General features: G+C 71.4%; 13 protein-coding genes. 6 read left to right on the top strand and 7 right to left on the bottom strand.

All coding sequences use genetic code 11. The annotated features are described in order from the left end of the window. Nucleotides 1-42: 42 nt before the first annotated feature. Nucleotides 43-2,874: a kelch repeat-containing protein gene (locus ACIQMX_RS17130; protein WP_402478771.1), complete on the bottom strand. Its 2,832-nt coding sequence runs from the start codon at nucleotides 2,872-2,874 to the stop codon at nucleotides 43-45. Nucleotides 2,875-3,398: 524 nt separating this feature from the next. Here ACIQMX_RS17130 and ACIQMX_RS17125 point away from each other — a divergent pair. Then, the gene (locus ACIQMX_RS17125) at nucleotides 3,399-3,809 is read left to right on the top strand and encodes a Rid family hydrolase (RefSeq protein ID WP_363073404.1); all 411 of its coding nucleotides are present in this window, start codon (nucleotides 3,399-3,401) and stop codon (nucleotides 3,807-3,809) included. A gap of 390 nt (nucleotides 3,810-4,199) precedes the next feature. Here ACIQMX_RS17125 and ACIQMX_RS17120 read toward each other — a convergent pair whose 3' ends face one another. Beyond that, entirely contained in the window at nucleotides 4,200-5,672 is a 1,473-nt protein-coding gene (locus tag ACIQMX_RS17120; protein ID WP_363073406.1) for a phosphodiester glycosidase family protein, read from the bottom strand. 2 nt (nucleotides 5,673-5,674) lie between these two features. Next, the gene (locus ACIQMX_RS17115; protein ID WP_363073408.1) at nucleotides 5,675-6,436 is read right to left on the bottom strand and encodes a peptidase inhibitor family I36 protein; all 762 of its coding nucleotides are present in this window, start codon (nucleotides 6,434-6,436) and stop codon (nucleotides 5,675-5,677) included. 317 nt (nucleotides 6,437-6,753) lie between these two features. Between ACIQMX_RS17115 and ACIQMX_RS17110 the strand changes: the two genes are divergently transcribed. Then, nucleotides 6,754-7,524, top strand: coding sequence for an oxidoreductase (locus tag ACIQMX_RS17110; RefSeq protein ID WP_363073410.1), 771 nt, complete (start codon nucleotides 6,754-6,756; stop codon nucleotides 7,522-7,524). Nucleotides 7,525-7,660: 136 nt separating this feature from the next. Here the strand turns inward: ACIQMX_RS17110 and ACIQMX_RS17105 are convergent, their stop codons facing one another. The 3 genes from ACIQMX_RS17105 to ACIQMX_RS17095 form a co-directional block, all read right to left on the bottom strand. Beyond that, entirely contained in the window at nucleotides 7,661-11,482 is a 3,822-nt protein-coding gene (locus tag ACIQMX_RS17105) for a S8 family serine peptidase (RefSeq protein ID WP_402478767.1), read from the bottom strand. A gap of 213 nt (nucleotides 11,483-11,695) precedes the next feature. After that, nucleotides 11,696-12,547, bottom strand: a complete 852-nt coding sequence (locus ACIQMX_RS17100; protein WP_363073414.1) for a helix-turn-helix transcriptional regulator — start codon at nucleotides 12,545-12,547, stop codon at nucleotides 11,696-11,698. 213 nt (nucleotides 12,548-12,760) lie between these two features. Then, nucleotides 12,761-13,681, bottom strand: coding sequence for a LysR family transcriptional regulator (locus ACIQMX_RS17095; RefSeq protein WP_402478763.1), 921 nt, complete (start codon nucleotides 13,679-13,681; stop codon nucleotides 12,761-12,763). A 343-nt stretch (nucleotides 13,682-14,024) separates the two neighbouring features. Here ACIQMX_RS17095 and ACIQMX_RS17090 point away from each other — a divergent pair, with 343 nt between their 5' ends. From ACIQMX_RS17090 to ACIQMX_RS17075, 4 genes are all read left to right on the top strand, one after another. Next, on the top strand, nucleotides 14,025-15,851 hold the full coding sequence (locus ACIQMX_RS17090; protein ID WP_402478761.1) for a hypothetical protein: 1,827 nt from the start codon (nucleotides 14,025-14,027) through the stop codon (nucleotides 15,849-15,851). Between the two features lie 12 nt (nucleotides 15,852-15,863). Then, a complete protein-coding gene (locus ACIQMX_RS17085) occupies nucleotides 15,864-16,769 on the top strand; it encodes a hypothetical protein (RefSeq protein WP_402478758.1) in 906 nt (301 codons plus the stop codon). Nucleotides 16,770-17,008: 239 nt separating this feature from the next. Then, nucleotides 17,009-19,468 (top strand): GTPase-associated protein 1-related protein, encoded by a 2,460-nt coding sequence (locus ACIQMX_RS17080; protein WP_402478756.1) that lies wholly within the window; start codon nucleotides 17,009-17,011, stop codon nucleotides 19,466-19,468. A gap of 100 nt (nucleotides 19,469-19,568) precedes the next feature. Then, complete coding sequence (locus ACIQMX_RS17075; RefSeq protein WP_363073424.1) at nucleotides 19,569-20,030, top strand: hypothetical protein; 462 nt, start codon at nucleotides 19,569-19,571, stop codon at nucleotides 20,028-20,030. A gap of 95 nt (nucleotides 20,031-20,125) precedes the next feature. Here ACIQMX_RS17075 and msrB read toward each other — a convergent pair whose 3' ends face one another. Next, nucleotides 20,126-20,530 carry a peptide-methionine (R)-S-oxide reductase MsrB gene (gene msrB / locus ACIQMX_RS17070; protein WP_148021520.1) on the bottom strand — a complete coding sequence of 135 codons (405 nt, stop codon included), beginning with the start codon at nucleotides 20,528-20,530 and terminating at the stop codon, nucleotides 20,126-20,128. Nucleotides 20,531-20,536 lie beyond the last annotated feature (6 nt).

Raw genomic sequence — 20,536 nt, 5'->3', positions numbered from 1 at the left:
GAGTTCCGGGCATGCCCGCCGTCGGCGTGGCGTCCGGCGGGGTCAGCATCCGACCCTGGCCAGGTCGAAGTCGGCCGTGGTCGGCGAACGGCCCTTGATCCGGACCTGTCGCCCCTGGGGCCGGTAGCCGTCCTTCGAGGCGTAGACGTCGAAGGGGTTGTCGCGTCCGTCGATCCAGTGCGCGTACGCTCCGTCGGCTCCGGTGGTGAACGTCCACGTCGTACGGGGCGAGCGGACCGTGACCGTGGCCCCCGGCAGCGGTGCCTCGGTGGCGTCGCAGGCCACCCCGTTCACCGTGCCGACGAGCTTGCCCCAGGACCTCGGCGGGGTGACGGTCATCGTCACCGGCACCGGACTCGGCGTGGCGTAGGGGGTGTTCTCGCGGATCCGTACCGAGCCGCTGTACGTGCCCGGCTGGTCGACACGCGCGTCCATGGTCACCCGCACCGTCAGCGACTCGCCGGGCGCCAGGGTGGCCCCGGCCTTGTCCAGGGACATCCACTCGGCGTCCTGCTCGCCGGCGTCGCACTGGCCCAACCCGGGGAGCATCTCGCTCACCGGACCGGCGTTGTAACCGCTCGTCGACCCGCCGATCTTGTAGAAGCCGCACGCGGCGCCGCCCCGGTAGCGGGCGGCGCCGGCGTTCGGCAGCGCGTGCCAGGTGCCGGTGGCGGGGTCGTAGGCGTGGGCGGCGTTGGAGAGCGTGCCGTCCTGCACACCGGAGGCGACGACCAGTTCGCCGCCCGCCACCGCGTGGCTCGCGCCCCAGACCGAGGACGGGGCGTCGGCGCGCCGGCTCCAGGTACCGGAGTCCGGGTCGTAGGCGTACGTCCGGTTGGTCGCGGCCGTTCCGTCATTGCCGCCGGTGCACACCACCTGGCCGTCCAGCGCGCCGCAGGACGGGAAGGCCACGGCCAGCGGGTAGTCGGCGAGGGTCTCCCAGGTGTCCTGCTCGGGGTCGTAGGCGACGACGTCGCTCGCGGTGGGTGTGCAGCCGGCGGTCGTGCAGCCGCCGACCGCGTAGAGCCTGCCGTCGAGGACCGCCTGGCCGGCCGCCGCACGCGGCACCGGATTCCCGGCGGCGGCGGTCCACCGGTCCTCCAGCGGTTCGTACACCCAGGTCGAGGCGCTCGGCCCGGCGGCCGCCCAGCCGGACGCGGCGACGATCCGGCCGTCCACCACGCCGACGGTCATCCCGGCACGGGCCTCCGGCAGCGGCGCCGCCCGCGTCCAGACCAGGGCGGCCGGGTCGTACACCCACATGCCCGCGGTGATGCCTCCGCCGCCGCTGCCGTTGCTGCCGCCGACCGAGTAGATCTTCCCGTCCAGCGTCACCACCCGGTTGTCCATGATGTTCTGCGGGTAGTCCGCGATGCCGGTCCACGGGTCCGCGCTCGGCCCGTCCACCGCCGCGGCCCCGTCGGCGTTCCCGGTGGCCGCCAGCGACACCGGCACGTCCAGCCGCTGGAGCGGCGCTCCCTCGGCGGTCTCGATCGCATGCCGGGTCAGGGTCTCCCCGTCGGCCCGGCGCATCACGAACCCGTCGCGCCCCTCACCGAGCCGCACCTCGGCGGGCGCCGTGCCGGTGTTGGTGACGGTGATCGGACGGGTCTCGCTCCGCTCCCCGAGCTCGGTCTGCGCGGTGACGTCGGAGGGTGTCACGTCCAGGCGGCCCGCCTTCGCCCCGAAGTCGGCCCGCGTCACGCCGCCGACGTCGGTCTGCACCGTGGCCGGGAGGTAGCCGTCCGCAGTCGCGGTCACGTCCTGCGTGCCGGTCTTCTCGGTGAACATCGAGTAGAACCCGTCGGGCAGGGCCGGGTCGTCGGGCGTCGGCGCGGTCTTCACCGACACCTCGCCCGCCGCGACCAGAGCTCTGTCGAGGCCGAGGCCGGTGTTGGCGTCGGTGACATTGCCGGTCAGGTAGGCGCCGCCTGCCGTCGGGTCGCAGGTGCGCCCGCCGATGGCGACGTTGTCCAGCTGCCACCAGCCGTCGAAGTTGGCGTTGTAGTAGTGGAACCTCACCTGGGCCTGCGAGGCGCCGACCGCTTGCGGGATCGGGATCGTGGTGAAGCGCGGCCCGCGTACGTTGCCGGTCTGCCGCAGCACGTTCGTCCAGGTCCGGCCACCGTCGAGACTGAGGTCGACGTCGGCGACCTCGCCCGAGCGGTAGTAGAAGTCCTGGTTGAACACGATGACCGGGTCCTCGAACGCGGCCAGGTCCGTCACGGCGGTGGTCAGGACGGTGTCCTGCCGGTTGCCCGCCCCGAAGTAGTTGCTGTCGGCGGTCGCGAACCCGCCTTCGCCGCCGCTGCGGTTGCCCCGGTTGTGGGAGTCGTCGAACCGCCAGACCCCGCCGTCGCCGTACAGATCGGTGACCGTCCAGTTCGCCGGCAGGGCTCCGTCGTCGAAGGCGGCGGTGTACGTGTAGCGGTAGCCGTTCGCGGTGCAGGTGCTCGCGTCGACCGGGACGCCGACGTCGCGGGTGACGTCGTCGGCGCCCAGGTCGATGTCGCGGGTGACCGTCTCGTAACCGGGGTAGTCCGGCTCGAACTTCAGCTGGTACGAAGCTCCCTCGGGCAGGGCGATCTCGTACCGCCCGGTCACCGGGTCGGTGTGGAACTCCCCACCCGGCCCGCCCGTCACGGTGATCTTCGCGTACAGCGGCCAGCCGTGCCCGGACCCGTCGCTCACCTTCCCGGTCACCACCGACGTGTCCGCGGCGGCCGGCACGTCGGCGGAAGAGGACGGGACCCGCACGGTCCGCTCGAACGCCTGTGCTGCGGGCCCTGCCACGCCGAGCGCGGCAACCACCGCCGCGACCACCGACCCGACCACCGCGGCCCTGGCGGACCGCCGCCATCTCCGCGCCCTCACCTCCGGGCTCCCGGACGGACCGACCATGCGATCGTCTTGGTCGTACGCGGGCGTCTGCCAGACATCATGAGCCTCCACGGATCACTGCCGACAAGCTACGAGCGCCCCACCTTCCGAAGTTGCCCATGCACTGTCAACGCCCCTATGGATGATGGGAGTTGACGAAATACCGTGGTGTACCGGACACACGCCGCCGCCTTGCCCGCGCGGGCCGGCGAAGCCGAGGACGGGTCGCGCATGCAGGCCAGAGCGGCGCCGGCGATGCCGTCGCCCGAGCTCGCGGGCCGGTGACCGGCCGTGCCCCACTGGCGAAAAGTGGCCCTTGCCGGCCGGCCTGGCGAGACTGCGTCATGACGCACATTCGCCATCCCGCCGGGAGCTGTTGCGGCAGCGGCCCGATGGCGGCGTACGACTCGCTCCCGCGCTGTGCCAGGATGCGGCTCAAGGGTCCGCGAGGGCCTCCGCCCACCCTCCCTCCTGCCACCTGGACGCCCCTCGTCGGGCCCGCGAAAGGCTGAGTTCCCGTGCCCCGTGCCGTCACCCTGATCCGTTCAGCCGCCCTGTCCGACGTCGCCGAGTACGCCTACGCGGCCACCGCCCCCGCCGAGGCACGGCTGATCTTCCTCGCGGGCGCGTGCCCGCTGAACGAGGACGGTTCGACGGCGGCCGTCGGCGACTACGCGGGCCAGGCGGCGAAGGCCCTGGAGAACATGCGGACCGCGCTCAAGGACGCGGGCGCGTCCCTGGAGGACGTCATCAGTACCCGTGTACTCGTCGCCTCCACCCGGCAGGAGGACCTGGGGACCGCCTGGAAGGTGGTCCGGGACGCGTTCGGCGACCATGACGTGCCCAGCACCCTGATGGGCGTCACCGTGCTCGGCTACCACGACCAGCTCGTCGAGATCGAGTCCGTCGCCGCCGTCCTGGACGCCTGACACCGCCGGGAGCCGGGCCGCGGCTGGTCGGTTCAGCAGGTCCCGCTCCGCGCGGACCGTCTTCCCCGGCCACCCCGGTGGTACGCGCTCCAGCACGGCCCACCGGTCCGCCGGAGCCTCGACCAGCACCAGCCCGCGCCCGCCCTCCGACCCGGGCGGCGGTGCCACGACCGCCCCGGGCCCGGCGGCCGGCATTCGCCCCGGGTGTCGGTGACTTCGATACGGAGCGTGCCGATGCCCTCCGGGCCGCCGGCGGCGAGGGCGAGCAGCAGTTCGAAGGGCTTGGGGGAGCGCTCGCGCTGGTGTCCGCGTGAGCGAGCCGGCGCCGCGTCCGTCGGGGAAGCGGAGCCGGTACGCACGGTGTGACGCACGAGCCTCAGGCCACGCAGGTCAGTTCCCGATGGCCGGCAGCGCGTGCCCGCCCCGTCCGGAGTAGACGGCGTCGTAGACCGGGCGCTCCTTCCCGTCCGAAAGGATGTTCCGGACCTCTCCGTCGACGACGAACGTGGTGGAGCCGCCCCCGTCGAGGTTGAGCGCGTCGATGGCGCCGAGGTCCTCCATGACCTTCGCCAGGTCGTAGATCGGCACGCCGCGTCGTTCCTGGGCCTTGGCGGTGACGGTGACGAGGAGGGTGCGCCCCCAGCCGTCCACGCCGATGGCGGTACGGGGGGCCGTGTCGGGGCTGCCCGGGAGGGCCACGACCTCACCGTTGACCATCAGCTGGTGCGTGCCGTTGACGACGTCGACGGACGGATACGCCGGGTTCAGCGGGATGTCCTCGTCGTCGCTCGGGTCTTCGGGGTCGGTCGGGTTCTTCTTGAATCCGATGTCCTTGACGCTCTGCGTGTAGGTGAGCTTCGCTCCCAACGGGGCATTCTCGGTGAGCCACTTGGCCCCGCCGTCGGCCTCCGTCACACCGATCCCCTGGAGCACCTTGCCGCCCGGAGGGACGGCCATGCCGCCACGCGTCTGCTTCACCTGGACGACATAGCCGTCCTTGTCGACGGCGACCTCGACTCCGTCGGCGTCGTCCGCCGCCACGAAGGGCGTGTGGTCGGGAGCAGGCGTCGTCCGGCCGTAGGCGGAGGTGAAGACGACGATCTCGCTGAAGTCCTGGTAGTAGGGGCCGCCCTCGAGTTTCCGGCCGTTCTGGTCGTAGTAGTAGAGGGCCTTGCCGTTGGCGTCCCGCTCGGCGGGAATGGTCCTGTCGCCGTTCTCCTGCTGGCAGAACGGGATCCAGCCCGGGTAGCGGTTGAGGCCGTCGACGATGCGGGTGACGTCGTCGGTCGCGCCCGGGGTCTTCATGTCGGACTTGATCTCGATCGAGGTCGTGATCCTGGTGAAGTGGGGCCGCCCGTGCTGGAGGACGACCGCGTTCTGTCCCTTCATGCAGGACGCCCCCTGGACGACGTCGTCCTGGACGGAGAGCATCATCGGGATCGACCGTTCCTCATGGATGATGCCGCCCGCGGCGTCCTCGTCCATGGCGGCGACGGAGAAGCCGCCGTTGACACCGACGTACGGCGCGTCGTATTCGGTCGTTCCGACGGTGTCCAGCATCGCGGTGGTCGTCTCCTTCACGCCCACCGCCGCTCCGAACGTGCTGCCCAGCGTGACCGCGCCCATGTCGGGGTCGATGACCGCCACGCGGACGACGAGGGGGGAGGTCGTGCTGGAGTACGTCGTCCGCTCGATGCCGTCCGTGACCGTCTGGGGGTGGCCGGTCAGACCGTCCAGGACCGACGTGACCTCTTCGGTCGTGGGGTCGTTCGCGGCGCTCGCAGTGGACTGTGTCAGGGCCAGCGTCGCCAGGGCTATGGAGACGGCCGCGATACGGCGGCGCGTGGTGTTCTTCTTCTCCATGGTCAGCACTTCGATTCGGAGTCGGCGAGCTTGTGGGAGCTGATCTTCCGCTGGTACTCCGTGGGAAGCGTCGTCTCCTGGCCGGGCGGAACGACGTAGGCGCGGATGGTCCGGGTGCCGACGTGGAACGGCCCGTACCCGGCTCCGTCGTAGAAGCAGGCGACCTTCTGCGTACGGTTCGAGACGGACACGACCTTGTCGTGCCAGGTCGACGAGTAGGCCTTGTTGCCCGTCACCCCGCCGGGCAGGACGTCGGGCTCAAGCGTGCCCGCGGCGATGCCGCGCCCGCTGGGATCCTGGAAGATGCACAGGCGGGTGGGCTGGCAGCGCTCGAACCCGGTCCGGCAACCCGGCTTCGACTTGGCGAACTTGTGCGAGGCGGGCACCACCGTCTGGACGCCCCCGGTCTTGGGCAGGTCACCCCCGAGGTGCCCCGGTCGGACGGACTGCATCTTGAGCCCGCCATAGCTCGCGCCCTCGTACAGGCAGCCCCACGAGCGGGTGTTGTTGCGGAAGGAGACGAAGGTCTTCCCGGCCAGGGCCGTGTTGGCCTGGTAGTCCAGGACGGGACCGTCCTGGAGGGGGAAGGAGACCATCTCGCCGTTGCCACCGGACTCGGTGTAGAGGCAGAAGGTGCCGGCCGGGCAACTGTCGTACGCAGCCCGCGCCGGTCCGGCCTGGAACCACACGAGCGTCGCAGCCAGCATCAGTACCGCCGGCCCCACTGCGGGCAGACGGCCGAACAAGTTCTTGATCGTGTTCACGCCAGAGACCATACGTGCACCGGCCCCGCGTCCCTCTGTGGGATGCGGGACCGCTGCGAGCGTCTCAGGCCACGCGGGTAGCCGCGGACGATGTGCGGCTGACGTTGGCGTCCGCGGAAGAAGCGGCGGGTCCCGGCGGCGAGTTCGGCCTGGTTCCGGCGCTCACACTCCACCAACGCCCAGAACCCAAACCGTTTCGGATCAATAGGAATGACCTATAGCGCCTGCTGTCATTTCGTCTTTGCTTCGCGTTCTCCCCCGGTCGTACCGTCAAAACCACGCAGACGCGTACGACATCACCGAGGGGACCAGCGGCCATGAGCACGACGGAATTCGGACCGGCAACACGAGAGCTCACCGGAAAGCGGGCCGTGGTCACGGGCGGCTCGCGCGGAATCGGAGCGGCCATCGTGCGCCGACTCCGCGACGTGGGCGCCGAGGTGCTCGCCACCGCGCGGTCGGCGCCGGGCGCGGTGCCGGAGGGGGTCGCCTTCGTCGAGGCCGACGTACGGACACGGGCCGGGGCCGAGGCCGTCGCCGCGGCTGCGGAGAAGACGCTCGGCGGGGTGGACATCCTGGTCGACAACGCCGGTGGGGCAGGACCGTTCCTGAAGACCGCGGACATCCCGGACGAGGAGTGGCGGAACCAGCTGGACCTGAACTACCTGGCCTCCGTACGGCTGGACGCCCTGCTGGCGCCGGGGATGCGGGACCAGGGTTCGGGTGCGATCGTGCACGTGTCGTCGGCCGTGACCCCGTTCGCGCCGCCGCCGTTCCTGCACTACACGGCGGCGAAGGCCGCGTTGGAGAACTACAGCCGAGGACTGGCCCAGGAGTTGGCGCCGTCCGGTATCCGGGTCAACATCGTCAGCCCGGGAAGGACCGAGACCCCCGGCGGCGAGGCGACGCGGGAGGAGTGGGCGCGCTTGCTCCCGGGGTCCGGCGCGGACAACGGTGGTGTGCCGCTGGGGCGGATCGGCCGGCCCGACGACATCGCGGACGCCGTACTGTTCCTCGTTTCCGACCGGGCGAGCTGGGTGACCGGAAACATTCTCACCGTGGACGGCGGAGAATTCCCCAGAAGCTGACGCGCCCGGAATTCCGGGACGCTGAAGGAAATGGCCACCGTCGGGTTCCGGGAAGAATGAGCCCTCACCGGCCCGACAAAGAAACCGGCCCCGGACGCGAGGCGTCCGGGGCCGGGAATGTGATGCCGATCGATCCCTACTTCAGCCCGAAGGCCTTGTCGATGGTCTCGACCGTGCGGCTGCCCGCCGCGTCCCACAGTTCGGCCCTGACGGACGCGTGACCGTTCGTCTTCGCGAGCTTCGGGTTCTGGGCCGTGACCCGGAAGGAGTCACCGTCCAGCCGCCGTACGTCGGCCGCCTTCCAGGTCTTTCCGCCGTCGTAACTGAGCGACACCTTCGCGCCGGCCAGCTTCTTCGAACCCGACCAGCCGGTGGCGCGGTAGCCGTCGAGGGTGAACGTGTACTTCTCGCCCGCCTTCACCCGGTTCAGCAGGTCGGCCTTCATGCCGTAGTGCGGAAGGATGACCGCCATCGGCTCACAGGAGGCGACCATGCCGACGAAGTCCTTGCACAGCGTGTCGTCCATGCCCTGAGGGGCGTCCGCGCGGAAGGAGTACTCGGTCTTGCTCGTCGAGTCGGCGAAGCCGTTGGCCGCCTCGTAGGTCGTGTCCAGGTCCAGCCGGTAGACGGCCTTGTCCTTGATGATCCAGGGACTGCTGACCGGCACCTCGACCCCGTCGCGGTAGAAGGCCATTCCCAGTGAGGTCTGCCCGTCCACGCTGTAGTGCTCCGGGTCGGAGTCACCCGCCACTCCGGGGAACGGCGCGATACCGGCATCGGTGCTGCAGAAGTTGCACGAGAACCGGGCTCCCAGAGGAGCGGAGTGAAGCGCGGGAGCGAACCACTCCTCGGTCACGGAGCGCCCGGGGCGGTAGGTCTCGGTCCGGCCGGACATCTCGGGACCGAACCGGGAGGTTCCCACTGCCTGGCGGTACACCTGACCGGCCTTCGCGTAGACGTAGTCGTCCCGCTCGTGGCCCCGCAGGAGGGGCTCCGGCACCCGGACGGCGATCCGGGAGGTCGCGCCGCTCCAGATCTGCTGCTGGTAGTAGCTTCCCTGCTCCGTGCCGTAGCCGTGGAAGCGGTTCGTGACCTTGGCGAAGTCACCGCGACGGGCCCTGACCGTGAGGTCGGCCGGGATGGTGTTCTCGAAGTCCCACTGCCCGCCGTAGGCGAACGTGGACTCCTTCTCGCCGTGAAGCGTCAGCCGGACGGGGGACTTGCCCGCCGCAGCGAGCCGGGCGGACAGCCTGGTGCCGTCCTTGTAGTCGAGCACCGCGAGGGGAATGGTCAGCCCCGAGCCGAGCACGGCGTACACCGGCCGGTCGGTGACACGCGTCTGAAGGATCGCGGCGGCGCCCGCCGCCTCCAGAAGTTCCGCCGCCTGGACAATGGCCTGAGCGTCGTCGTGGACGAGCGCGACCTTGCCCTTGACGTCCGCTCCGGCGATCTCCTCCGGACTGCCGCTGCCCACGTCGACGAGGGTCAGGGTCCGGTCGCCCTCGAAGCGCACGAACTCCTCGTAGGTGCGCGGCGTGAGCGTGAAGCCTCCGCGCCCGGTGACCTCCGCCGTCATCAGCGGAGCCCGCTCCCGGTGGTAGAAGGAGGTCACCAGCTTGCCGGACGAGGGCTTGGCGGCCGGGATCGCTCCCAGGTGACCGGTGGTCACGAACGCGTCGCCCTCAAGGGCGATGCTCGCGCCGCGGCCGGCGGCGGTGGTCCGCCGGAGCGTGTGCGCGTACCCGGAGTTCACACGCGGACGCTTGTCACCGGGTACGTCGAGCCGGAAGTCCGTTGCCTTGGTCGCGTCGACAGCGACCTCGACAGGCTCATCGGCAACCTTCACGTCGGGGAGGCTGAAGAGGTCGTACGCGTCGGAGTAGCCGCCGCGGAACCCCATGTCGCCCGTGCCGATCGCACCGTAGAGGGCGTAGGAGCCCTGCGGCATCCGCAGCTTCAGGCTGTCCTGGCGGGCGAAGGGGAAGGACTCGTAGTAGTCGCTGTCGAGGCCCATCACGACGAGCAGACCACTGTCAGGGGCCGCGCCGTGGCGGTCCTTCAGACCGACGGTGACTCCGTAGCTCTCGGTCTCCTTGGTGAAGCCGAGCGCCGAGGTGGCGGTGGCTCCGTCGTCCGTCGTCGCCGTGATCTGCCCCGAGTACGTCGCGGCTGCGAGCAGATTGGGATCGAGCGTGACGGTGACCTCGGCGCTGCCGCCCGCGGCCAGCGTGACCGCGTCCTTGTCGAAGGTCAGCGCACCGTCGGTCAGGGTTCCGGACGCGGTGCCGGCGGACAGCTTCACCGTGGTGGCGGCGTCGGTCGGGTTGCTCACCGTGAGGGTGCGGGTCTGCTTCTCGTACGGCTGGTTCTTCTGGAACCAGATCATGCCGAAGTCGACCGGGCTCGACAGGTCCACCTTCGCGTTGAGCGAAGCCGCCACGTCCACGCGGCCGTTGCCCTGTTCCTGAACCGTGTAGTCCGCGGACGGCGTGGTGTGGGAGGTGAGTTCCGCCTTGATCCGCTCACCCGGCCAGTCGGGATGACGCTGGACGAGAATGGCGGCCGCGCCCGCGACATGCGGCGTGGCCATCGAGGTGCCGCTCGCCGAGGTGTAGTCGGCGTCGACCACGGAGCCCATGGCAGTGCCTGCCGCCCTGGCCGCGACGATGTCGACCCCGGGGGCCGTGATGTCCGGCTTGATGGCGTGGTTCTCGCCGACCGGGCCGCGGCTGGAGAAGTCGGCGAGCGCGTCGGCATGGTCGACCGCACCGACGGTCAGAGCGGAGGCGGCGGCGCCGGGGCTGCCCACGGTGGAGGCACCGGGCCCGGTGTTGCCCGCGGCGACGACGAACAGCGAGTCGCTGGTGGCGCTCAGCCGGTCGAGGGCCTGGGACGTGGGGTCGTCGGCCGTGCCCTCGTCGTCGCCCAGGCTCATGCTGACGATGTCGGCGCCCTGCTCGACCGCCCACTCCATACCGGCGATGACACCGGAGTTGGCGCCGGAGCCGCTGTCGCTCAGGACCTTGCCGATGAGGAGCTTCGCCCCGGGGGCGACGCCCTTGAGGCGGCCTGCGGACGCGGCGCCGCTGCCGGCGATGGTCGAGGCGACATGGGTCCCGTGGCCGTGTCCGTCCTGGACGGTGGCGGTACCGACGAAGCTCTTGGTGCCCAGGACACGGTCCTTGACGTCGGCGTGGTTCAGGTCGATGCCGGTGTCGAGTACGGCGACCTTGGTGCCGGTGCCGTCGAACCCGGCCGCCCAGGCCTCGGGGGCGTGGATCTGCGGGACGCTCTTGTCGAGGGAGACCTTCGACGGCGCGTCGTACCAGATCTTGGCGACGCCCGAACCGGCGGACGCCGTACGGCTGTTGCCGGCGGTACGGGGCGCGGCAGCCTTCCAGAACGAGACCGCCTCACTCTTGTCGACGTGCAGCGCCGCCATGTCCACCCGGTCCAGGACCAGGCCGCGTTCGCTCCCGGGAAGAAGGTCGGCGCGCTTGCCCAGAGTGGACCGGGACGGCTTGTCGTCGTAGGAGACGATGACCGGCAGCGAGTCACCCTTGCTGTCCGCCTGGCCGTCCCTGATGAGCTGGGAGACGTTGAAGAGCCGACGGTCCAGGGTCTTGGCGCCGAGGCCGGAGAGGGCCGACGCGGGATAGACGTGGAGGTCGCCGTCGGGGTCGGTGACCGTCTGGAAGTTCTTCGGGTTGCCGGGCGCCGGGGTGATGGTGGCGGACTGCCGGCCGTCGGCGGCCGTGATGACCGAGACCCGGTCGCCGGTGACCAGGGTGACCTGGACGGGCTTGGCCGCCGTCGGCAGAGAGCCGCCCTGTGGTGCGGCGGGCTGGGCTACTGCTGCGGTGCCGGAACCGACCGCGGGTATGAGGGCTCCGGTGGCGATCACCGTGGCGATGGCGATCAGCCGTCTGCCACGTCTGCCGCGAGAGGGACTGTGCACGTACGTCTCCTTGGGTGGGGAGGGGGAAAGACCGCACGCCGAAATCCGGACACGACAGCCTGGGATCAGAGGGATCCGGCCGGATGACCAGCGCGCCATCGGAGGCTATAGCCCGTCAGGTGCGCCGGTGAGGCTCCATGGGTGTCGCATATGCGCCACCTGTGAACGCCGGCGGAACAGGTCCCGGGGCCGAGGCGGACCGTGGGACCCCCCTCAGTCCGGCACCTCGATCCAGCCTCGGCGCGCCGCGTGCCAGCCCAGTTGCATACGGGTCGCCACCCCGGCCCGGTCCATGAGGCTGCGGGCCCGGCGCACGACCGTGCGCCGGGCGATACCCAGATGGCGGGCGACCGCGTCGTCCGTGAGTCCGCTGAGCAGGAGGGCCAGCAACCGCGCCTCCTCGGGGTTCAGTTCGCCGTTCTCGGCCCCGGTGACGCCGCCGGTCGGGTCCAGGGGCACGCTCTCGTCCCAGACTCGTTCGAACAGCTCGATCAGCCCGTCCAGCAGGGGTCCGTGGGTGATGACGACGGTCGTGCCGGGTCTCAGTGCCACGTCGGCTGCGGCGGAGAGGACGGCCCGTTCACGGTCGACGATCATCATCTTCATCGGAAGACGGGCCGTGACCCGCGCCTTCTCCCCGGCTTCCAGACACTGATCGATGCGGGCCAGCGCCCCCGGGTACTCGACAGCCTGCTGGCCGTACACGGTCCGGTAGACCACCCCCCGGGCGAGCTGGTCCAGTTGGGTGCCGTTGTCCACGGACAGGTAGGGCGGCACGTCGAAGTGGAGCACCTCGTGCCGTGCCCGGAGCAGCAGGCTGTCCCGCGGCGACATCACCCGCCCGGGGGGCTGCGGAGCCGCGGCGGAGACCGACGCGGGCGTGAGCGGGCGGGCGCCGGCCTGCCGGATCGCGGGCGCCTGCCGCACGAAACCCTCCAGGGCCCGCTCGAAACGATCGGGGGTCAGCCCCAGCCGAGCCGCGAGTCGCGGTAAGCCGCCGGACCCCTCGCGCACCGCTTCGCCGGAACGGCGCGCTTCCTCTTCCGACGGCCCGATCGCCTCCATGTCCACAGCCACCTCCGCGTTCGGCCGCGCGCGGCCCGGCCCCGGTTCTTCGCCGGAGACTATTCCGAATCTTGGGAAGTTATCCGGAATCTGGCAATGGGGTACCGGCGGGTCAGGGCGTGATCGATTGCACGTTTGAGCAGGCTGTGGAGGGGTGGAGCAGGCACCTGACGGGCAGCTGGTCGCGGTGTCCGCTCACCCGGCGATGAGAAACTATGTGGTCGCGTGCGGTTCGTCGCTGTCGGAATGATCGTGCTGCGAGGACTCGGTCCAACTCTCCCGGCGCAGCAGGCCGAGCAGCGCCGTCTCGCCCGGCCCGGCCCCCTGCCGGAGCACCGCGATGACGGGCCGGGACACGGCCGGCGACACCGGCCGGACCAGGTGCTCGTGGCCGTGCGGCACCGCGGAGACCGGGACGAGCGTGGCGCCCAGCCCCTGGGAGGCCCAGCGCACGGCCGTCGCGGTCTGGGAGACGCGGGCGGTGGTGGCCGGGGTCAGGCCGTTGTCCCGCAACACACCCTGGAGGACGCCGTCGAGCGCGCTGTCGCGGTCGAACCGCACCCACGACTCCCCCTCCATCTCGCGCAGGTCCACCCGGTCCGCGGCGAGCCGCCGGTCCCCGGCGCCGAGCACCACGACGAACTCCTCGTCGCCGAGGCGGTGGGCGTCGGCGGGGCTCCGCTCGCACGCCGCCATCAGGGCGAGGTCCAGCACGCCCCGGCGGCACAGCCGCTCCAGCTCCGCGGAGCTCGTCTCCTCGAAGACGGTCACCTCCAGGCGCGGGTAGCGGCGCCGCAGCGCGGCCAGCGCACCCGGCAACTGCCGCGTACCGAAGCCCAGCTGAACCGCCACCACCAGCTCGCCCACCAACTCGTCGGCACCGGCCCGCGCGGTCGCCCTCGCCTTCCGCGCCGCGCTCACCGCGACCTCCGCCTCCCGCAGGAACGCGCGGCCGACGGCCGTGGCGACGAGCCCGGCCGGCGTGCGGGCGAACAGCTCCACGCCGAGCTCGCGCTCCAGGCCGCGGATCTGCTGGGACACCGAGGGCTGAGCCACGCGCAGCCGCTGCGCCGCCGCCGTCACCGAGCCCTCCTCGGCGACTGCCAGGGCGTACTCGAACTGGCGAAGGCTCATCTGCTCCCGTCCCCTCCGGCGATGGGCCGCGGTCCACGCCGCGGCCGTCATGGTGCTGACAGCTGATACTGACAGCCGTTACATCGTGGAAGGCGCCTCGTCCATTCCGTCGGGTGCACCACGGGATCCGCCAACTCTCCTCCCTGAGCCGCTCCTCGACTGAGTTGCCGCACGGGTGGATCGGCGCGATGCTGGTGGCACAGGTCGTTTCGCAGAACGCGCGATGTGCGATCGAAGCACCGGCACCGTGTACGGGCGGTGCCCACGCGCCGGTACCCGCGTCGCGGATGCGGACCTCAGCCCGGGGGACATCGTCACCGACGTCCATAAGGGGATGCGCGTCATGATTGACGCCCGAACCCATGTCGTCGCGCTGTCTCAGCAGATCGACATGCTGGCTGCCGCGCCCGTTCACCCCCGACTCGGAGCGGCGCGGGACCAACTCGTGGCCGACTGCGCGGAGCACCGCGCGTACGCACGGCTGGGGGCTCTGCTCGACCACGTGCTGCACCACGCGGCCTCGGACGGGTCGGAGCTCGAACTGCTCACGGAAGCGTCGAGAATGTGGACGGAAGGCCTCGGTCTCTATACCGAGGTCGGCAGAATCCGCAGTGAGATCGAGTCCGCACTGGTCGATCCGTCGAACCCGGGTTCACCATCACGGTTCTGCGATGCCACATTGAGCTTCCGTCAGCTCATGGACCACGCCAAGGACACGTTCACCGAGATGGACGGTCTCGGAAAGAGACTGCGGAAGATGTCCCATATTCCGCGGCATCCGAGGCAGGAGGACGAGCCGCTGTCCGAGTGGGGCTGGGGGGACGTCTTCCTCGCCCGCAGAACCGATGCGCTCGCCCGGGCCGCGTTCAGCGAGTCGGGCACGGCGGAGACCCGAGCCATGGCCTTCGGAATCCTCTCCGGCTATGCGGCCAACGCCCACGGATCGACGTATCTCACACAGGTTGTCGGCGGACCCCGCCGTTCCCACCGGTTCCGGGACCGCATAGCCCGGAACGCCGTCGGGTCGTGGTTCGGCGAACGCTACCCGGACGTCAGGAGCTGTCGCGGGATGGCGGACTCGCTCCGCTTCACCGGCGTACCGGACGGGACGCTGCCGGGTGACGCGATCGACTTCGTCAACCGGACGCTGGCGGCCACGTACGACCTGTCGCGGCTGACCCCGGTGCCTGACCTGGGGCAGGGTTACGAGCGGCTGATCAGGCAGTTGGAGCTTCTCGACACCTTCGGTCAGCCGGCGCCCCCGGCCCTGCCCGCCCCCCGGTTCATCAAGAAGATGTTCTCCGACCCGGCGCATCCGCCGCAGTCGCCCACCACACCGGAAACGGCCACACCGCCGTACGCCCATGGGCCCGGCGTGGTGCCGACCACGTACTCCGGCGGCCCCGGATTCGGCTACGGGCAGAAGCCGCCGCCCACCGCCACGGACAGCACGGCCGACAGCGAGAGCGCCTGCGGCAGCTTCTGCATCGCCGTACTGGCGTTCCTGGCCTTCGCCGGCCTGCTGGGCGGACCTTGCTGGGGAGAATGGGCCGACGGAAAATCCTGCACCTTCTGGGAAAAGCACGTTGCGGAGAACTGGAGGAACGCGTTCACCATCGATCTCAGCCAGGAAGAGAAGGATGCGCTGGCCGCACAGAACCAGCCTCTCACCGCGGACAATTTCGCCGCCGCATCGGGAGTCCCACAAATAGATGAACTCGTCTCCCAGTTGTTCGACCTCCAGGTTCGTCTGTGGGAGGCCCTGGGCAAGGCGAGCGCCTTCCTTTCCGGGTGCGGACTCATCTATCCGGACGGGCGTCTGGAATTCCCCCTCTACCGCCAGTTCCTCGCGGTCCCGAACGACACCGTGCAGCCGCACCGTCCTGAACCGGACGACGTCGGAACGTTCTACCGGTATCCGCGGACCGAGCTCGAGAACCCGGTGGATTTCGCCGCACCCGTTCCCGTCGGCGCCGACCCAGGGCGATTTCTCGCCGTATCGGTCTCCGACTGCGTGCAGAAGTGGGAAGACATCGCCGACGGCTCTCCCGGTGTCATGAACCTCGACCTCGACGCGGACCGGGGTGTGGCCCATCCGTGCTGGTCCACCGTCGGCTCCATCGACGACGACCCGGTGGGCGTGGACGTCCTTGCCTACCCGGACCAGTAAGGAACGACAGCCATGGACGTGGACCGAGGCCGCGATCAGCGGCCGAACGGCAGTCAGCAGCCGCACGGCGAGGGAAACGACCGGCCGTTCCTGTACATCCACAGCTACCCGCCGCCCGTCCTTCCCGATGCGCAGGAGGACATCGGTGAGCGGCCCGTGCCGGGTTCCGTCTGCTGGTATCTGTGCTCCGGCATCCAGCCGTTGACGCGGTTCGAGCCCGGACAAGACCTGACGGTCCAGGTCTCCGTCGGGAACTGGCAGGGCGGGAACAGTGCTTCGCTGGCCTACGTCGGCGTGTGGTGGTCCAAGCCGGTGAGCGGACCCGTCATCCCCGAGGCCTCCAAGTTCATCGGATTCTCGCCGGTCGAGGTTCCTCCGCATGGCGGCCGGGCGGAAACCTCGCCCGTCACCGCGAGAATCGGCGCAAGTGCGGGGAACCACATATGCCTGCTGGCCAAGGTCTGGCACCCACTGGACAACGTGGCCGCCGGAGGACTGGCGGATCCCGTCAACGACAGGCACTGGGCGCAGCACAACCTGACCGCCATGCCCGCCTCGCCGCCTCAGCCGTTCGCTTTCCTGGCGACGAACCCGGCGGACCAGGAAGTCACGTATCAGATCGATGTCCGGCCCATGCCACGGGAGTTGTGGGGGAATCTGCCCACCGATGACCGGCTCCGGCCGACGCGCGCTTCGGCGTGGCTGTCCTTGACCAGCACGGCCGGTGGCGAGGAGGTCCAGGGCCAGGACGCTGTGACCCGCACCCTGACGCTCGGACCGCGGGAGCAGCGCGAGATGGAACTGCTGGCCGTCGTGACCGACGAGGTGGGAAGCGGGACCTTCGTCCCCTTCCAGATCGCCCAGTACAGGGACGAGCGGCCGGTCGGCGGCATAGCGGTTCTTCTGCACGGCAGCTGAGTACGCGTCGGAACGCGGCCGCGCCCGGTGCGGAGGGCACGCGAGGACGGGGCCGGGGCCGTGTGGCCCCGGCCCCGTCCTCGGGGCCTCAGGGGCCCCCGGTCCTTGATAGCGTCGCCCCAGCGACTGCGGAACACTCCCCGCCGGGTCGTCGCTCTGCCGGGACGGCGCTGCCACCACGCGACGGCGGGTGCGGGTGGCAGGGGGACCTTCACGGCAGGGACGAAGAGAGCCGACGCATGAGCCTCGCGCAGTTGCACTACACCTCCGCAACCGGCGGGGACGGTCCCGGCACCGGCGAGGCCGAACCGATACCGGCCCGCTTCACCGCAGTTGACGCCGCGATACCCGCGTCCGTGCTCACCGAGGCGGGTCCGCTCCTGGCGTACGCGACCCCCACCGGCACGGAGCCCCGGCTCGCGGACGTCGCGTTCCGCGCACTGCCCGAGGCGTTGAGTTTCAGCGTCCTGACCGACGGCAGCCATCTCCTGGCCAGGACCGTGGCGGTCCGGCCCGGGCCCGGCTCCGACGTGGGCTTCCACGCGCACGCGGTCCATCTCCCCGCCGGCGCCCGGCTGCCGGGCGGCGCCCTGCCCATCACCGCCTGCCGCTCCGCCCGCTGGGCCGCCACGACGCCGGACCGTACGCTGCCCGGCCCGCTCGCCGCCCCGCCCGCCACCGGGCACGCCCGGGACCGCGAGGGGCTCAACGACTTCGCCGTCTCGCGGGGCCCCTGGCTCGCCGGCATCCTGGCGGATCTGCGCCGGCTGTACGAGCAGGAGGACGCCGGACGGGTCGTGCTCGTCGAGCGGCAGAGCGCGGACGTGGCCCGCTGGATCGCACTGGCCTGCGTGGCGCTGCCCGACGCACTCGCCGAACGGCTGACGTTCACCACGTACACCCGGCACCCGCAGCGCGCCCCGCAGCAGATCATCGGGGTACTGCCGCAGGACGCGCACGAACTGACGGCCCCCGGTCTCCGCGTGCACACCTGTACCGGCCCGCGTCCGGAAGGCGCCGTGGCCGACGCCTGGGCCGAGACGGCCGCCCGGATCTGGCGCAGCCGCGCACCGGAACTGTTCCGGGAGGCCGCCGAGCTGCCCGGGGAGCCGTTCGCGGCGGGGCCGGTGGCCGTGACGGCCCTGTGCGCGGGCATCGCGCTGGGCACGGGCGGGCGGGCCGCCGCGGCCGGCTGGGCCGCCGAGCGGCCCTACGCGCTGGACGCGAAGCGGACCCGGCAGCTCGTCGACGCGCTGACCGCGCCCGGGGTCGACGACCGCACGGGTCCCGAGTTCGACGCCGCGGGACGGCTGTTCGCCGCACTCGACGGCCGCTCCCCCGTGTCGACCACGGCCCCGCTGGCCGCGATGCTGGTCACAGAGGCGGTCCGCGGCGGCAACGGCTCCGTGGAACTGCCCGGCCGTACCGCCTTCAGCGGTCCCGAGGGCGCGGAAGTGGCCTCGGTACTGGCCCCGGAGATCCTGACCGAGCTGAGCGGCGCGGGCGTCGGCCTCGACGTGGCCAGGACGGTCCAGCTGCTCCGGGTGGCCCGGCTGCTCGGCGTGGACTGCGCGGAGCTGCTGCCCGCGGTCGTCCGCCGGCTCGCGCCCGCCCTGCTGGAGCCCGGGGACGGCGAGCCGGGCTGGGCGCCCGCGCTGCTGGAACTGATGGACGAGCAGTTCGACGTCCGTACGGCGCTGCTCGGCGCGCTGGACCGGATCGCGCCGCAGGACCCGCCGGGGGTCGGGCGGCTGCTGGGCCGGGTCCCGCTGCCGTTCACCGGCACCCAGTCGCTGCCGCATCTGCGGATGTGCGCCGAGGCGCCGGAGGCCAGGGCCGGCTGCGGAGCCGACCGGGTGGGCGCGGTGCACCGGGTGCTCCGGGCCGCCGGGATGTCGCCGTTCGCGGAACCGCTGGTACTGCGGACGGCCGTGGGGCTGGTGTGGGAGCAGGACGCGGAGCAGGGCGCGATGACGGCGGGCGAGGCCCGGCTGCTGCTGGAGGCCGCCACGTCGGACGCCCACCGGACGGCCGGCACCTGGTCGCACCTGGTCGCGGCGGCGCTCGGCGCCCCCGCCACCGACGAGGAGGTGCCGGAGCTCGCCCATGACCTGCTGCGCGGCTTCCCGCAGGAGATCGCGGGCCGGGAACGCGGGGCACTGCTGCTCCTGGAGTTCGCGGGCGAGATCCGTTCGGACTCGGCGGCGCCCGAGTGGGCGGAGCGGGTCCGCGCCCTGCGCAGGGGCGCCGAGCCGGTGGAGCCCGAGGTGCTCGGCCACGCGTACGGGGCGCTTGCCGCGCGGCTGCTCGCGCCGGACCGGCCCGAGGCCGAGCTGTACGCCCTCGTGCACAGCGGCGACGCCGACCTCGTCGCCGCGTACGACCGGGCCGCGCGCGAGGCCGGTGTCCGCACCCGTCTGAAGGCGGAACCGGCGTACGCCGCGGACTGCTTCGCCGTCTGGACCGCTCATCCGCACGCCGGAGCGGAGTGGAGCCGGACCGCCGACGCCCTGCTGGAGGAGGTGCTGCGCCCCGCCGTGCGCACGCTCTCCGCCGACGGGGTCGCGGCCGTGGAGGAGGCAGTGGGGCGCTCGGGGAGCAGTGGCCGGGCGGAGGCCTTCCACGACTGGAACCGCCGGGGCCGGGGCACCCTGGGGCGGATCGGCCGGCGGATCGCGGGGCGGGTGCGCCGGGGCTGACCGCGCGAGTCGTCGGGGGAACGGTGCGCCGGGTACCTTTGGGTGCTTACCGATCTCATGGGCTCCTGGCGGGCTGCGTGAACCCCAGGAGGAACAGCGGATGACGACGAACCGTGGGCGCAAGGACGTGATCCGCGACCGGATGGCGGCGACCGGTGAGTCGTACAACGTGGCCGCCCGCAATCTCAAGGCGATGAAGGACATGGGCGCCACGCGTGACGCCGTCCTCACGCAGCGCTGGCGCCCGGCCGAGTCGTTCGACGTGCCCTGCCCGTGCGGCGGGACGTGTGAGCCCGGCGAGACGTGCGAGCGCTGCCACGCCCGGCACCGGCACGTGGCGCGGTACCCGGGCAGCGCCACCGAGGTGGACGCCTGGGTGGACCGGTACGAGTGCACCGGCTGCTCCGCCTCGTACACGCTGATCGTCCGGCTGCCGGACCGGCCCTGGGGTGTCGCGGAGACCGTGATCCAGGGCGGCTCGGCCGAGGAGGTCGTGCGGGCCCGGGTCTTCCCCGGTGTGGTGCACCCGCTGCTGAAGCCGGAGACGCCGGAAGAGGACTGACGCGGGCGTCAGTCCTCTTCGGACCAGCTTCTCGGGCGCCCGGTTTCTCAGGCGTCCCGTTTCTCGGGCGTCCGGTTTCCCGGGCGCCCGGTTTCTCAGGCGTCCGGCGTCAGCCGCAGCGAGATCGAGTTGATGCAGTACCGCTGGTCCGTCGGGGTGGGGTAGCCCTCGCCCTCGAAGACGTGGCCCAGGTGCGAGCCGCAGCGGGCGCAGCGGACCTCGGTGCGGACCATGCCGTGGCTGCGGTCCTGGATCAGTTCGACCGCGTCCGTGTCCTTCGGGTCGTAGAAGGACGGCCAGCCGCAGTGCGACTCGAACTTCGTGTCGGAGCGGAACAGCTCCGCGTCACAGGCGCGGCAGGAGTAGACGCCGGTGGTCTTGGTGTCGGTGTACTCACCGACGAAGGCCGGCTCGGTGCCCGCCTTGCGCAGGACGGCGTACTCGGCGGGGGACAGTTCCTCCCGCCACTGCTCGTCCGGCTTCTCGATGTCGTACGGCACGGTGGC

Source organism: Streptomyces sp. NPDC091416, from assembly GCF_044756845.1.
Taxonomy (GTDB): domain Bacteria; phylum Actinomycetota; class Actinomycetes; order Streptomycetales; family Streptomycetaceae; genus Streptomyces.
The sequence above is the reverse complement of the archived record's forward strand: the minus strand, read 5'-3'. Positions and strand labels throughout refer to the sequence as shown.